The organism is Saccharopolyspora mangrovi, from assembly GCF_035320975.1.
Taxonomy (GTDB): domain Bacteria; phylum Actinomycetota; class Actinomycetes; order Mycobacteriales; family Pseudonocardiaceae; genus Saccharopolyspora; species Saccharopolyspora mangrovi.
In genome coordinates, this window is record NZ_JAWLNX010000004.1 from 125,093 (window position 1) to 139,457 (window position 14,365).

Here is a 14,365-nt window from a genome sequence, read left to right on the forward strand (position 1 = left end):
ATCACTCGTCACGAGTAAGGAAACGACTATGCAGGTAACCGCTGGGCGCGTCGACACCGAGGTAGCTGCGCTTCCTCCCCGTTCCGAAGGACGGGGCATCCACGCTACGGAGATCCGGTGAACGCACTGCCCGAGAGGCTCGCGATCGTCGTCGTCCGCGACGGCGCACTGCCCGCCGGTGCCGACGAGACCGCCGCCGAAGCCGGGGGAGCGGTGCTGCTCACCGGCACCGGCACGGCCCGCGCGGCCAAGGAGCTCACCGCCGCCCGCGCGACCTGGACCGTCGAATCCGCGCAGGTCACGCCGGGTTCGCTGGCTGCGACGCTGGCGCCGCTGCTCGACGACGTGCGGGTCGTGCTGCTGCCGGCCTCGCCCGACGGGCGCGACCTGGCGCCCCGCCTGGCGTTCGACACCGGCAGGCCGCTGCACGCGGGAGCCGTCCGCTGCGGAACCGACACCGCCGATCTGTCCAGAGTGGACGATGCCCTGGAGCTGCGGGTCCGCTTCACCGGGCCGGTGATCGTCACGCTGGCACCCGGTGTGCGCGGCGTCGGCCACCCGATCCCAGCGCCGGAACCCGCGGAACTCCGCGTCGCACCCGTCGAGGTGCTCGACGCCGAACAGGTCGAGGTCCGCGCCCCCGAACCGGAGACCGTCGAGCTCACCGAAGCCCGGCGCATCCTCGGCGGCGGCGCCGGACTCGTGCGGCCCGGCGAGGACGGTGCCGCCGTGCTGCGCACGCTCACCGAGGTCGCCGCTTGGCTCGGCGCCTCTGCCGGTGCCACCCGGGTGGTCACCGACGCGGGCTGGGCCGGGCACGACCGGCAGATCGGCACCACCGGCGTCGTCGTCGACCCCGACCTCTACGTCGCCTTCGGCATCTCCGGCGCCACCCAGCACACCGGTGGCCTGGGGCGACCGGAGCACGTGGTCAGCATCAACACCGACCCGCACTGCCCGATGACCGCGATGGCCGACCTCGGCATCATCGCCGACGCCCCCGAAGTCCTGCGCGAACTCGACCGCCGGAGACGAGATGCCTGAAGTCGACGCCGTGGTGGTCGGCGCCGGTCCCGCCGGATCGGCCGCCGCACTCGAACTCGCCCGCGCCGGGCGCAGCGTCATCCTGCTCGAACGCGGGCCGTTCCCCGGCGCCAAGAACGTCTACGGCGGAGTGGTCTACGCCCGGGTCCTGGACGAGGTGCTGCCCGAGTGGTGGCGCGAGGTGCCGGTGCAGCGCTGGGTGACCCGCCGCAGCACCATGATGCTCACCGAGAACCAAGCGCTCACCGTTGACTTCCGCACCGAGGACTGGGGCAGCGCCCCCTACAACGGCATGACCACCTTCCGCGCGGACTTCGACTCGTGGCTGGCGGGCAAGGCCGTCGACGCCGGTGCGCGGCTGGTCACCTCCACGGTGGCCACCGACGTGCTGCGGGAGGACGGCCGCGTCGTCGGGGTGCGCACCGACCGGCCCGACGGCGACATCCGGGCGCGCGTGGTCATCGCCGCCGACGGCGTCAACTCCTTCCTCGCCAAGCAGGCCGGGCTGCTGCCCACGACCGATCCCGAGCACCAGACGCTCGGGGTCAAGGAGACCCTGGCGCTGCCGCGCAAGACCATCGAGGAGCGCTTCCAGCTCAGCGGAGACCACGGCGCCGACTTCGAAATCCTCGGCTGCACGGGGGAAATCGCGGGCGGCGGGTTCCTCTACACCAACCGCGACACCGTCAGCGTCGGAGTCGTCCTGTCGCTGACCGGGCTCGCGAAGTCCGGGCGGCGGCCGGAGGACGTGGTCGCCGACCTCAAGGCCCATCCGGCGATCGCGCCCTACCTGCGGGGTGCCGAGCTCAAGGAGTACTCCGCGCACCTCATCCCGGAAGGCGGCTATCGCAGCATGCCACCGCTGTCCACCCCGGGCATGCTCGTCACCGGGGACGCGGCGGCGATGTGCCTGGCGGCCGGGATCTGGCTCGAAGGCGTCAACTTCGCCATCGGCTCCGGCCTCGCCGCGGGACGCACCGCCGCCGAAGCCGTCGAGAGCGGAGGCGGCCTCGACGGCTACCGGGAACGGCTGGAGGGCAACTTCGTGCTCACCGACCACAAGCGGCTGCAGCGCGCACCCGGGCTGGTGCTGTCCGAGCGGGTGCAGCAGCTGTACCCGAAGCTGCTGTGCGACTTCGCCCAGGGCGTGTTCACCGTCGGAAACCCGGCGCCGAAACCCGGACTGGGCGAGCTCTTCCGCGCCACCGCCGCCCGGCACGGAGTCCGGTTGCGGCAGTTGGCGGCGGACGCCTGGACCGGTCTGCGGACCTTCGGCTGAGGAGGCGGTCATGTACCGAGACATGTCGTTCGAGGACCGGATGGGCACGGTCGACTTCGACGTCGGCGAGCGGGCGCACATCACCGTCGACACCGAGGTCTGCCGCTCCTGCACCACCAAGGCGTGCGTGTCGGCGTGCCCGGCCAAGCTGTTCGTGCCCACCGGCGACGGCGGCATCCTGTTCAACTACGAGCAGTGCTTCGAATGCGGCACCTGCTACCAGATCTGCAACAACGAGGGCGCCATCAGCTGGACCTATCCCGACGGCGGTCACGGCGTCGTGTTCCGGAAGGGGTGAGGACGTGCGCATCGCAGTGGCGCTGAGCCGGTCCTGGCAGCGGGTCGAGGTCGACCCGCTCACCGGCGCGCTCAGCGGCGGGCACCGGGGTGAAACCCCTGCCGAGCACACCGCCCTGGAACACGCGCTGCGGCTGGCCGAGCGGACCGGTGGCGGCGTGCACGTCATCACCGCGGGACCGGCCGACGCCGAGGAAGGGCTGCGGGAAGCGCTCGCGGCCGGGGCGGACCGGGCGACCCGCATCGACCTCGACGCCCCGCTGGACCCGAACGCGTTGGCGCACAACGGATCCGCCGCAGCAGCACTGGCGGCCTCGGTCGCGGGCGCCGACCTGGTGCTGTGCGGCGACCGCTCCGGCGACGGCGGTACCGGCGCCACACCGGCCTTCCTCGCCGCCCACCTGCGCGCGGCCCAGGCGCTCGGCGTGGTGCACCTGGAGCTCGAGGGCGATCGGCTGCTGGCCCACCGCCGCCTCGACGGCGGCGCCCGCGAGGTCCTGCGGCTGCCCAGTCCGGCCGTGGTCTCCGTCGAGGGCGGCCTGCGGCTGCGCCGCGCCGCGCTCCCGGCGGTGCTGGCCGCGCAGGACGCCGAGATCGACGTGGTGCCGTGGACCCCGGGAGCCCCCGGCGACGTCGCCGGCGCCCGCGCCCGGCGCCCGCGAGCGCGCGAGTACCCGCCGCCCAGCGGTGAGAGCGCCCACCAGCGGGTGCTGGAGCTGACCGGTGCGCTGGTCGACCGCACACCGCCGACCGTCATCGGCCCGCTCGACGCCGCCGGAGCGGCCGACGAGCTGCTGGCCTACCTGCAACGCCACGGGTACCGGTCGTGAGCCGCGTCGCGATCGTCACCGGTGCCGCCAGGGGAGTGGGCGCCGCCGTCGTGCGGCAGCTGGCGAGCGAGAGCTGGAGCGTCGTCGCGCTGGACGTGTGCGCCGACCTGCCCGGCGTGCCCTACTCGCTCGGCACCCGCGACGAGCTGCGACAGCTCGCCGAAGAACATCCCGGTTCGGTGCGCGAGGTGGTCGCCGACGTCCGCGACACCGCCGCGATCGGCGAGGCCGTGCAGGTCGCCGAGGCCGAGTTCGGCGGGCTCGACGCCGCCGTCGGCGCGGCCGCGGTGATGGCCGGTGGGACACCGCTGTGGGAGACCACCGACGGCGAGCTCGACCTGCTCTTCGACATCGACGTCCGGGGTGTGGCCAACCTGGCCCGCGCCGCCGTCCCCGCGATGCTGCGCCGCCCGACGCCCCGCTCGGGCCGCTTCGTCGCGCTGGCCTCCGCCGCCGCGCACCGGGGCCTGTACCACCTCGCCGGCTACAACGCGGCCAAGCACGCCGTCGTGGGGCTGATCCGCGGGCTGGCCACCGACCTGCGCGGAACCGGCATCAACGCCACCGCCGTCTCGCCGGGATCGACCCGCACCGACATGCTCACCGCCACCGCCCGCTACTACGACCTCGACGACGTCGAGGAGTTCGCGAGCCACCAGGTCGTCGAGCGCCTGCTGGAACCCGAGGAGGTCGCGGCCGCCGTGTGCTGGCTGTGCGACGAGCGCGCCTCGGCGATCACCGGCACCGTCGTCCACGCGGACGGAGGTTTCACGGTTTGAAACTCGTGGCCGATCCGAGCCTGCAGCGCTGGGAGGACGGGCGGACCGTCGCCGGCGGCTCCCCGTACCGCATCGTGCGGCTCACCGCGCGCGGCGCCGAACTCCTCGACGACTGGCTCGCCGGAAAGCCCGTGACCAGCGGTCATTCGCTCGCGCAGCGGCTGGTGCGGACCGGGGTGGTGCACCCCGAGCACGAGACCGCGAGCCTGCGGCCCGAGGACGTCACGGTCGTCATCCCCGTCCACGGCGAACTCCCCGCCGAGCTGCTCGACGCGCTGGAGGGGCTGCGCGTCATCGTCGTCGACGACGGCTCCCCGGCACCGGTCCCGGGCGCCGCCGTCCGGCACGACACCGCGCGCGGCCCGGGCGCCGCCCGCAACTCCGGCTGGCGGCTCGCCGACACCCCGCTGGTGGCCTTCCTGGACGCCGACACCGTTCCGACTCCCGGCTGGCTGGACCCGCTCCTGCGGCACTTCGAGACCCCCGGCGTCGTCGCAGCGGCACCGAGAGTCCGCAGCAAGCGGGGAGAGTCGGCGCTGGAGCGCTACGAGCGGACCTGCTCGCCACTGGACCTCGGCCCGCAGGCCGGGCCGGTGCTGCCCGGCAGCCGCATCAGCTACGTGCCCACCGCCGCGCTGCTCATCCGCGCCGAAACACTCGCCGAACTGGGCGGTTTCGACGAGTCGATGCGCTTCGGCGAGGACGTCGACCTCATCTGGCGGCTCACCGCCGAGCACCAGGCCCGGTACGAACCGGCCGCGATCGTCGAACACGCCCCGCGCCCCAGCTGGCCCGCCCTGCTGCGGCAGCGCTACGGCTACGGCTGCTCCGCCGGACCGCTGGGCAGCCGCCACGGCGAGCACGTCGCACCGGTGCGGATCTCGCTGTGGAGCGCGCTCACCTGGCTGCTGATCGCCCTCGGCCGCCCCCGGCTCGCCCTGGCCGTCACCGGCGCCGCGACCGTCCTGCTCGTCCGCAAGCTCGGCGCCCTCGGCGTCCCCGCCCGCGAGTCGATCAACCTGGCCGTTCGCGGAAACATCGGCGCGGCAAGGCTCCTCGCGGAATCCGTCGGGCGGGCGTGGGCGCCGCTGGCGATCCCGCCGCTGCTGCTGAGCAAGCGCGGACGCCTCGTGCTCGCCTTCGTCGCCGCCCGCCACCTCACCGAGCAGCGCGAACTCGACCCGCTCCGGCACACCCTCGCCCGCGTCGCCGAGGACGCCGCCTACGGCTGCGGAGTGCTGCGCGGTGCCCTGCGGGAGCGCAGCACCACCGCCCTGCGGCCGGTGCTCACCGACCGGGGCGGGCGCAGCAGCGTCCCGGTCAACGGGGACCCGGCGTGAACCTCGGCGAAACGACCTGGCCCGAGCTGCGCGAGCCCCGGCTGCTCGCGGTCCCGGTCGGCGCCACCGAGCAGCACGGCCCGCACCTGCCGTGCACCGTGGACACCGACATCGCCGTCGCCCTGTGCGAGCGACTCGCCGAGCACCGTCCCGTCGTGATCGCGCCCGCAGTCGCCTACGGCTCCAGCGGCGAGCACGCCGCGTTCCCCGGAACCCTGTCCATCGGCCGGTCGGCGACCGAACTGCTGCTCACCGAACTCGGCCGTTCCGCCGACGCCTTCGCCGGGATCGTGCTCGTCTCCTGCCACGGCGGCAACGCGGTGCCGGTGCGCAACGCGGTGCGCACCCTGCGATCGGAAGGCCGCCGGGTGCTGGCCTGGTCCCCGACCGGCCCCGCCGACGACAGCCACGCCGGGCGCACCGAGACCTCGGTGATGCTCGCCCTGCGGCCGCACACCGTCCACCTCGACCGGGTCGAGCCCGGCAACACCGAACCGCTGCCCGCGCTCCTCGACCGGCTGCGCACCGGCGGCACCGCCGCCGTCAGCGACAACGGCGTCCTCGGTGATCCGCGCGGAGCCAGCGGAGCCGAAGGTCGCCGCGTCCTCGGCACCTGGACCGACGACCTGCTCACCACCGTCGACTCCTGGGGCTGAACGCCGCGCAGGTGCCCAGCGGAGATCTCCCGGCAAAAGCGGGAAAACGCCCCTCTATAGTCGATCACGCGGACCCGCCCACCGGTGCGCAGGGCGCGAGAACACTTGTCTGGAAGGACCCGTTGGGTTGAGCGTGACGAAAGACGTCGTCGAACAGGAGTTAGTCGAGACGACGCGTGGCATCCCCGCCGCTCGGTGGCGGGTGGACCGGATCGCCCTCTGGGCGGTTCCGCTGCTGGCGATGGTGGCCGGCCTGGGATTCGTGCTGGTGAACGTCCACTACAACGGCGGTCACTACATCCCGCCGCTGGACGACGCCTACATCCACGCCCAGTACGGCAAGCAGATCGGGCAGGGCGAGTTCCTGCAGTACAACGACGGCGACCCGATCAGCACCGGCGCCAGCAGCCTGCTCTACGTCCTGGTGCTGGGAGCGTTCTACTTCCTCGGCGTGCACGGCGGCCTGCTGTTGCCCGCCGCCGTCCTGTTCGGAGTCGTCTGCCACGCGCTCACCGCCGGTGGCGTAGTGCTGCTCGGCCGCCGCGTCGCCGGCCCCGTCGCGGGCGTCTGGGCGGGTGGGCTCGTCGCGCTCAGCGGGCCGCTGCTGTGGGGCGCCTCCAGCGGCATGGAGGTCTCGATCACCTCGTTGCTGCTGGTGGCGACGCTGCTGGCGCTGGTGCGCGAGGCGCCGCGCGGCGTCTTCAAGACCACCCCGGTGCTGGTCGCGCTCGCCGCGCTGTGCAGGCTGGAAGCGCTGGTGTTCCTGCTGCTCGTGCCACCGCTGATGATGCACGTCAGCCTGCGCCGCGCCCGGAACCTGCCCGCCAAGATCGGCTCGATGGCCTGGTCCGCGCTGCCGTTCGTCGTGATCGCCGCGCAACTACTGTTCTACCTGGTCACCACCGGCCACACCTCGCCGAACGGTTCGCAGGCCAAGTCGCACCTGAGCATGCCGAACCTGAGCCTGGGCGAGCTGGCGGGCAAGACCGCGGACAACTTCTCGGCGTTCATGGAGATCCTGGCCGGGCTCAACCGGCAGGACTTCGCCTTCCCCGGTGCGCTGGCGCTGGCCGCGCTCGGCGTGGCGGTGCTGGTGCGCGACGGCGGCCCGCGCCGCTGGGTCGGCTGGACGATCGGCGTCGGCACGCTGCTGGCGCTCGGCGCCATCTCCACGATGGGAACCGCGCTGTGGCAGCAGGTCCGCTACCTGCAGCCGTTCCTGCCGCTGTTCGTGCTCGCCGCGGTGATCGGCCTGGTCGAGGTCGGCAAGCGGCTGCGCTTGGGCGACAAGACCCCGGTGGCTCTGCTGGCGGTGGCCGCGCTGTTCACGGCCCTGTCGGTGCCGACCTGGGTGCACAACGCGGTGCAGGACTCCGGCGGCATCCGGGAGCGGGTCGTGGCCCTGGCCGCCTGGACCAAGGGCCACCTGCCGGAGGGCGCGCGGCTGGGCGTGCACGACGTCGGCGCCGCGGCCTACCTCGGCGGGCACCCGACGGTCGACCTCGTCGGGCTGACCACCAACGGTCTGGCCAAGCCCGCGCTGCACGGCATGGGCGCGCTGTACGAGGAGCTGCGGGCGATGTCGCCCGACGACCGCCCGGACTACATCGCCATCTACGACCGGATGCCCAACGGGGTGCAGCTGGAACACCTCGCCGACGCGGGAGTCCTCGGCGCGCCGGTCCTGTCGCTGCCGGTGATGACGGTCTACAAGGCCGACTGGAGCCTCATCGACACCGGTGACGTGCCGATCCGGCCGGTCAACGGCACCATCCGCGACCACGTCGACGTCGGGTCGATGACCTCCGAGGCCGAGCACGACCACGAGGTGCACACCGCCCGTGCCGGGTTCCAGCCGATGACGGAGGCCCGCACGCTCGAAACCGGTGGTCACGAGGTCGTCGACAGCGCCCGGCACATCGTCGGCGAGGAGGAGTTCACCCTGCACGGCCTGGTGCCGGGCCAGGAGGTCCGGCTGATCGCCCGGCACGACTCCTCGGGCCCCAAACCGGGCCTGTACACGGGAGCGCGGGACGTGCGGGTGTTCGCCGACGACACCGACCTGGGCAAGCACTGGCTCAAGCCGGACCAGAAGGGCTGGTCGGAGACCGTCATCACGATCCCCGCCCACCTGGTGACCGGCACCGAGCTGACCATCCGGTTGGCGGCGATGAACTCCTTCGGCCCCTCCCCGGACTACAAGGCGTTCGGCTACTGGGCCGTGCAGTGAGGCCGTGACCTGGGGCCGGGCGTGGTTGACACACCGCGCCCGGCCTCTGTGTACTCGGTGGCGATGGACGAGCGGATGGCGGTGGGGGCGCGGACCAGCCTGCCCGAGTGGCCTGATTCCGTGGCCGTTGACCCGAGCGGCGCGCGGTTCGCGATCATCGGGGTCGGGGACGCGGCCGCGGAGATCGCGCGGGGCTGGGCGAGCTCCCTCGATCGTCCTGTGTGGACGTTCCACGCCGACCGCGCAGCGGACGCCTTCGACGCGCTGGACGCGCAGGTGCGGCAGGCTCGGGTCGGGTGGCGGTTGATGCTGGCCGGGCCGGAGGCCGACGTGCTGGCGCTGCGGTCGCGGGCGATCTCGGGTGGCGCCGTGGACGAGGAGATCCGGTGCCAGGTCACCTCGCGGGAGCGAGTCGTGGTGCACTGCGCGCACTGCGCCGCCGAGACGGCGGTGACGGCGTCGGCGGGGGAGCGCGCCACGTGCTCGGGGTGCGGGCAGCCGTTGCACATCTACTCCCACGTGTCCCGGTATCGGGGCGCCTACCTGGGGTTCCGCGCCGATGTGGAGGCGTTCCGGTGAGCCTGCCCGAGCGGGTCCGGCGGTTCCCGTGGCCGCTGGAAGGCGACCACTACCGCTACGGCGTCAACGTCGAACCCGCGCCGCGCGCGCACCGGACGGCGGCCGGCGAGTGGGGCGGCACCGTCCTCGACTTCCCCTCCACCTACGAGGCCGAACTGGCCGAGCGCGCGGCGATCCTGGACCGCGACCCCGGCAGGCACGTCGAGCTCGGGCACATGCGGGTGGCGTCGTGGGACGCGCTGCTGCACCTGCTGACCGAGGCCGCGGCCACCGACCCGGCGATGACGCTGACCGGCTGCGGCGACCGCGAATTCCACTGGGAGAACACCAGGCTGGGTGTCACGCGGCGGTTCCGGTTCGGCGACGAGGAATCGCTGGGCGAGCCGCCGCTGCGGTTCGCCGCCTCGCAGGTGCAGGACGACATCGTGCTGCTCGACGAGCGCGAGGGGCGCCTGTTCGCCGACGCGGGGGTGGTGACCTTCGCGTCGAACTGGTCGATCCGGTTCGTGCTGGGCATGTCGTTCACCGAGCTGCACGGGCCGGTCCCGCGCGACTTCGCCGACGGTGCGATCCCGCGCGCCGAGCAGTTCCTGCTCGGCCTGCAGCCCGGCGACCGCTACCGGCGGCTGAACTGGAGCTCCACCGTCGGGCACCGGCTGGACGCCTCGCTGGAGACCTACGACGAGTGGGGAGCCGAGCGCGGCGGCATCGACGACATCGGCGAGACCCTGCACCTGCGGGTGGAGGTGCAGCACCTGATCCGGCTGCCGATGTCGGGCTCGATCATGTTCCTGATCCGCACCCACCTGCTGCCGATGCGGGAGCTGGTGCTGGTGGAGGCCTGGCGGGAGCAGTTCGCGGCCGTGCTGGCAGAACTCCCCGACGAGATGGCCGACTACAAGGGCTACGGCGAGATCCGGCCCGAGCTGCTCGACTGGTTGCGCCGATGAACCGGCTCACCGTCGCCGACACCCGCCTCATCGGCGATGACGTCCGGCGCATCCGGCTGGTCGGCGAGCTCCGCCCGTACGCGCCCGGCAGCCACGTCGAGGTGCTGTGCGGGCGCGACGGACGAGGACGGCCGCGCTGGAACTCCTACTCGCTCACCGGCGACGGGTTCCAGCCGGAGCACTACGAGATCTCCGTGCGCCTCGGCTCCGGCGGTTCGCGGTGGATGCACCGGCTGCGGCCCGGCGACGTCGTCGAAACCGGCCACCCCAGAAGCGGTTTCGCTCCGGTGCTCACCGCACGCCACCACCTGCTCGTCGCCGCGGGGATCGGTGTCACGCCGATCCTGTCGCACTTCAGGGCCGCCGAGCTCTGGCAGCGCTCGGTCGAGGTGCACTACGTCTCCCGCGACGGCGCCCACGCCGATGACCTGCGCGGCCACATCACCGGCTCGCGCGACGAGTTCTGGCGCGCGCTCGACCTCACCGACCAGCCGCTGGGCACGCACCTCTACCTCTGCGGCCCGAAGTCCTTCATGGACGAGGTCACCACCCGCGCCCGCGAAGCGGGCTGGCCCCGAACCCGGATCCACGCCGAGCACTTCGGCGCCGCCCCGGCCACCGGCGGCCCCTTCACCGCGCAGCTGCGCCGATCGGGCACGACGTTGGCGGTGCAGGAGGACGACACCCTCCTGGACGCGCTCGAAGCGGCGGGCGTGGAAGTCTCCAGCCGCTGCCGCAAGGGAGTCTGCGGCGAATGCGTCACCCCCATCACCGCAGGCGACCCGCTCCACCACGACCTCTACCTCTCCGAGGCCCAGCGCACCACCCACATCACCCCGTGCGTCTCCCGAGCCCGCGGCACCCTCGAACTCGACCTCTGAACCGCCCGCTCAGCCCCTCACCCACCCAGGTGGTCACCGCGATTTCGATGGAAATCAGAAACCCGATTTCCATTGAAATCGGAACTCCGACTTCCGTTGAAATCGGGTCACCCGGGGGGCGAGGTGGGGTCGTCAGCGGGTTTTCCAGGCGTTCTCGCGGAGGAGGCGCAGGCCGTTGAGGGCGACCAGGACGGTGGAGCCCTCGTGGCCCGCCACGCCGAGGGGGAGCGGCAGGTGCCCGACGAGGTCCCAGGTGGCCAGGACCGCGATGAAGGTGCCCGCGATGACGAGGTTGGCGGTGACGACGCGGCGGGCCCGGCGGGAGAGCTCGATGACGGCCGGGATCGCGTTGAGGTCGTCGCGGACGATGATCGCGTCCGCGGTCTGCAGGGTGAGGTCCGAGGCCGCGCCACCCATCGCGATGCCGGCGTGCGCGGTGGCCATCGCCGGAGCGTCGTTGATGCCGTCGCCGACGAACGCGACCCGGTGACCGCTGCTCCGCATCCCCTCGACCTCGTCGAGCTTGTGGTCCGGCAGCAGCCCGGCGCGGACGTCGGTGATGCCGACGTGCTCGGCGAGCCGCCCCGCCCCGGCGGCGGTGTCCCCGGTGAGCAGCACGGGATCGCTGGTCAGCGCCCGGGTGGCCGCGACGGCCTCGGCCGCCTCCGGGCGCGGCTGGTCGGTGATGGCCAGCAACCCGACCGGTTCGCCGTCGCGCCGGACCAGAACCGGTGTGCAGCCGGGCTGGACCTCGAACTCCGCGGGTGCGGCGCCGATGTCGACGCGGTGGCCGGCCACCTTCGCGGTGACGCCGCGGCCCGGCAACGCGGAGAAGTCGTCCACCGGCGGAAGCGACAGCTCCTCCCGCTCGGCCGCGCGGACCACCGCCGCGGCCAGCGGGTGCTCGCTGGGGCGCTCGGCCGCCGCTGCCAGCCGCAGCAGCTCCTCCCGCGACAGCGCCGGTTCCAGGACGCGGACCTCGGCGACCTCCGGGGTCCCGCGGGTGAGCGTGCCGGTCTTGTCGAAGGCGACCTTGGTGGTGGTGCCCAGCCGCTCCATCACCACGGCGGACTTGACCAGCACGCCGTGCCTGCCCGCGTTGGCGATCGCGGCCAGCAGCGGCGGCATCGTCGCCAGCACCACCGCGCACGGCGAGGCGACGATCATGAACGTCATCGCCCGCAGCAGCGATTCCCGCAGGTCGGCGCCGAACAGCAGCGGAATCGCGAACAGCGCCACCGTGGCGGCGACCATGCCGATCGAGTACCGCTGCTCCACCTTCTCGATGAACAGCTGGGTGCGGGCCTTGGTCCGCCCGGCCTCCTCGACCAGCGCCGCGATGCGCGCGACCACCGAGTCCTCCGCGCGCCGCCCGACCCACACGCGCAGCGACCCGGTGCCGTTGAGGGTGCCCGCGAACACCTCGGACCCGGCGGAGACGTCCACCGGCAGCGGCTCACCGGTGATGGTCGCCTGGTCCACGTCGCTGGCCCCGGACAGCACGGTGCCGTCGGCCGGGATCCGTTCGCCGGGCCGGATCAGCACCTCGTCGCCGACCTCCAGCTCGGCGGCGGGCCGCACCTGCTCGACGCCGTCGGAGGTGACGACCGTGGCGGTGTCGGGGGCGAGGTTGAGCAAGCCCCGCACCGAGTCCTCGGTGCGGGCGGTGGCCAGCGCCTCCAGCGCGCCGGAGGTCGCGAAGATGACGATGAGCAGCGCGCCGTCGGTGATCTCGCCGATGGAGGCCGCGCCGATCGCGGCCAGCACCATCAGCAGGTCCACGTCGAGGGTCTTCTCCCGCAGCGCCTGCAGCCCGGCCAGCGCCGGTTCCCAGCCGCCGGTGACGTAGCAGGCCAGGTAGAGCGCCCACCAGGACCACTCCGGGCCGCCCGCGAGCTGCAGGGCGAGGCCGGCCAGGAACAGCCCGAGCGCGGCGGCGGCCCACCGCATCTCGGGCAGCGCGAACAACCGGGTCCGCGCGGGCGGTGCGAGACGTGGGGGCGCGGTGGTGGACGTGGCCACGGGTGGAACCTCCGCAGAGCTGAGCTTGACCCGCACAGCAGAACACATGAACATGCTTTCATGCAAATGCGGGTCTAGACTGCAGCGCATGGGACACGGGGTTGACCGGGAGGCGACCAGGCTCGACGCGGAGTCGGCCGCGCACGTGGCGAACACGCTGCAGGCGCTGGCGACCCCGAGCCGGTTGCTCATCCTCACCGAGCTGCGGCAGGGGCCGCGCCCGGTCACCGAGCTCGCCGAAGCCGTCGGCATGGAGCAGTCCGCCGTGTCCCACCAGCTGCGGCTGCTGCGCAACCTCGGCCTGGTCGTCGGCGCCCGCTCGGGCCGCAGCATCGTCTACAGCCTCTACGACAACCACGTCGCCCAACTGCTCGACGAGGCCGTCTACCACAGCGAACACCTGCGGCTCGGCCTCGTCGACCGCTCCGGGACGGTCAGCTGACGCGCAGGCCCAGCGAGGCCAGCCGCATCCCGGCGAGCTGCGAGATGACCTCCGGTTCACCGCTGCGCCAGGCGGAGGCCGGTTCGGTGCCGATCCGCGCGAGCTGCTGGTGGGGGAGTTCGGTGAGCGCGCGCAGCGCCAGCAGGTCCGGTCCCTGGGCGCGCATCGCCACGGCCTCACCGGCCGCGTGGGCGTAGCGGAACCGCCGGGGTGACCACACCGCGAGCACTGGGATCAGCGAGACCGCCACGATCACGACGGCGACGCCGGTCGCGGCCAGCCCGATCACCTCCAGCAGGCGCGCGCCCGCGTCGACGAGCACGTCACCGGCCGAACCGCCGCGCACCAGCGCGCCCGCCAGGTCGTCGCCGACGAACGGGACGCCCGACGCGCTGTGCGCGGCGTCGGTGAAGGTGGTGCGGAGCCCGCCGCCCGCCTCGATCATCCGATGGCCGGGAGCACGCAGCTCCAGCACCGCGGACCGGGCCAGCTCGGCGAGCCAGGCGAACCCGGCGATCCAGGTGAGTGCGATGAGGTCGAACAACAGCTGTCCCGCCAGGCGGATCGGGCGTTCGGCGTAGAAGCGCATGCGCGCTTCCTACCAGAGGTGCGCAACCCCGTCGATCATCCGATGTGGACGAACAACATCCAGCCGCAGCAACGGGTTTCACCCGTGCGTCTTGCGCCACGCGGAGACGTGCTCGACGCTGCGTGTGGGAACCCTGGTGCGGGCGAAATCGACTGCGGTGACGCCGATCCGGTCGTGCCGGGCTTCGCCCACATGCGCGCCAGCCCCGCCTCGGACAGGTCGATGCCGTGCACCGGCACGCCGCGCTCGCTCAGCGGCAGCGCCACCCGTCCGGTGCCGGTGCCGAGCTCCAGCGCGGCACCGGCACCGGCGAGTCCGGCGAGGAACTCCCCCGCGGGCCCGAGAACCGCGGGGGAGTGCATGTCCGCTTCGGCGGAGTCGTACTCCGCCGCGACGCTCTCGCCGAAATGGTTCACAACCACGCGGAAACCATGACACCGCCGGACT

Annotated in this window: 15 protein-coding genes; 12 read left to right on the forward strand and 3 right to left on the reverse strand. The window is 73.1% G+C overall.

Annotated elements, in window-relative coordinates; translation table 11 throughout:
* The first annotated feature begins 117 nt into the window (after window positions 1-117).
* From R4I43_RS07280 to R4I43_RS07330, 11 genes are all read left to right on the forward strand, one after another.
* Window positions 118-1,044 carry a mycofactocin-associated electron transfer flavoprotein alpha subunit gene (locus tag R4I43_RS07280; RefSeq protein ID WP_324264763.1) on the forward strand — a complete coding sequence of 309 codons (927 nt, stop codon included), beginning with the start codon at window positions 118-120 and terminating at the stop codon, window positions 1,042-1,044.
* A complete protein-coding gene (locus tag R4I43_RS07285; RefSeq protein ID WP_324264764.1) occupies window positions 1,037-2,323 on the forward strand; it encodes an FAD-dependent oxidoreductase in 1,287 nt (428 codons plus the stop codon). The genes R4I43_RS07280 and R4I43_RS07285 overlap by 8 nt, the downstream gene beginning before the upstream one ends.
* A 10-nt stretch (window positions 2,324-2,333) precedes the next feature.
* Window positions 2,334-2,621, forward strand: coding sequence for a ferredoxin family protein (locus R4I43_RS07290; RefSeq protein ID WP_324264765.1), 288 nt, complete (start codon window positions 2,334-2,336; stop codon window positions 2,619-2,621).
* A 4-nt stretch (window positions 2,622-2,625) separates the two neighbouring features.
* A complete protein-coding gene (locus tag R4I43_RS07295) occupies window positions 2,626-3,450 on the forward strand; it encodes a mycofactocin-associated electron transfer flavoprotein beta subunit (protein WP_324264766.1) in 825 nt (274 codons plus the stop codon).
* Window positions 3,447-4,229 carry a mycofactocin-coupled SDR family oxidoreductase gene (locus R4I43_RS07300; RefSeq protein WP_324264767.1) on the forward strand — a complete coding sequence of 261 codons (783 nt, stop codon included), beginning with the start codon at window positions 3,447-3,449 and terminating at the stop codon, window positions 4,227-4,229. The genes R4I43_RS07295 and R4I43_RS07300 overlap by 4 nt, the downstream gene beginning before the upstream one ends.
* 5 nt (window positions 4,230-4,234) lie before the next feature.
* Window positions 4,235-5,569: a mycofactocin biosynthesis glycosyltransferase MftF gene (mftF, locus tag R4I43_RS07305; protein WP_324264768.1), complete on the forward strand. Its 1,335-nt coding sequence runs from the start codon at window positions 4,235-4,237 to the stop codon at window positions 5,567-5,569.
* On the forward strand, window positions 5,566-6,225 hold the full coding sequence (gene mftE, locus R4I43_RS07310) for a mycofactocin biosynthesis peptidyl-dipeptidase MftE (RefSeq protein ID WP_324264769.1): 660 nt from the start codon (window positions 5,566-5,568) through the stop codon (window positions 6,223-6,225). Before mftF ends, mftE begins: the two co-directional genes overlap by 4 nt.
* Window positions 6,226-6,352: 127 nt before the next feature.
* Entirely contained in the window at window positions 6,353-8,455 is a 2,103-nt protein-coding gene (locus R4I43_RS07315; protein ID WP_324264770.1) for a hypothetical protein, read from the forward strand.
* Between the two features lie 21 nt (window positions 8,456-8,476).
* On the forward strand, window positions 8,477-9,034 hold the full coding sequence (locus R4I43_RS07320) for a dimethylamine monooxygenase subunit DmmA family protein (RefSeq protein WP_324264771.1): 558 nt from the start codon (window positions 8,477-8,479) through the stop codon (window positions 9,032-9,034).
* Window positions 9,031-9,984: a heme-dependent oxidative N-demethylase family protein gene (locus R4I43_RS07325; RefSeq protein ID WP_324264772.1), complete on the forward strand. Its 954-nt coding sequence runs from the start codon at window positions 9,031-9,033 to the stop codon at window positions 9,982-9,984. The genes R4I43_RS07320 and R4I43_RS07325 overlap by 4 nt, the downstream gene beginning before the upstream one ends.
* A complete protein-coding gene (locus R4I43_RS07330; protein ID WP_324264773.1) occupies window positions 9,981-10,865 on the forward strand; it encodes a PDR/VanB family oxidoreductase in 885 nt (294 codons plus the stop codon). The genes R4I43_RS07325 and R4I43_RS07330 overlap by 4 nt, the downstream gene beginning before the upstream one ends.
* 132 nt (window positions 10,866-10,997) lie before the next feature.
* On the opposite strand, the gene R4I43_RS07335 is transcribed toward R4I43_RS07330, so the two are convergent.
* Complete coding sequence (locus R4I43_RS07335; protein ID WP_324265027.1) at window positions 10,998-12,815, reverse strand: heavy metal translocating P-type ATPase; 1,818 nt, start codon at window positions 12,813-12,815, stop codon at window positions 10,998-11,000.
* 160 nt (window positions 12,816-12,975) lie between these two features.
* Here R4I43_RS07335 and R4I43_RS07340 point away from each other — a divergent pair, with 160 nt between their 5' ends.
* The gene (locus R4I43_RS07340) at window positions 12,976-13,329 is read left to right on the forward strand and encodes an ArsR/SmtB family transcription factor (RefSeq protein WP_324264774.1); all 354 of its coding nucleotides are present in this window, start codon (window positions 12,976-12,978) and stop codon (window positions 13,327-13,329) included.
* Here the strand turns inward: R4I43_RS07340 and R4I43_RS07345 are convergent.
* Complete coding sequence (locus R4I43_RS07345; protein ID WP_324264775.1) at window positions 13,322-13,918, reverse strand: hypothetical protein; 597 nt, start codon at window positions 13,916-13,918, stop codon at window positions 13,322-13,324. The two genes, R4I43_RS07340 and R4I43_RS07345, sit on opposite strands and share 8 nt — an antisense overlap.
* A gap of 35 nt (window positions 13,919-13,953) precedes the next feature.
* Window positions 13,954-14,340, reverse strand: coding sequence for a class I SAM-dependent methyltransferase (locus R4I43_RS07350; RefSeq protein WP_324264776.1), 387 nt, complete (start codon window positions 14,338-14,340; stop codon window positions 13,954-13,956).
* Between the last annotated feature and the right edge of the window lie 25 nt (window positions 14,341-14,365).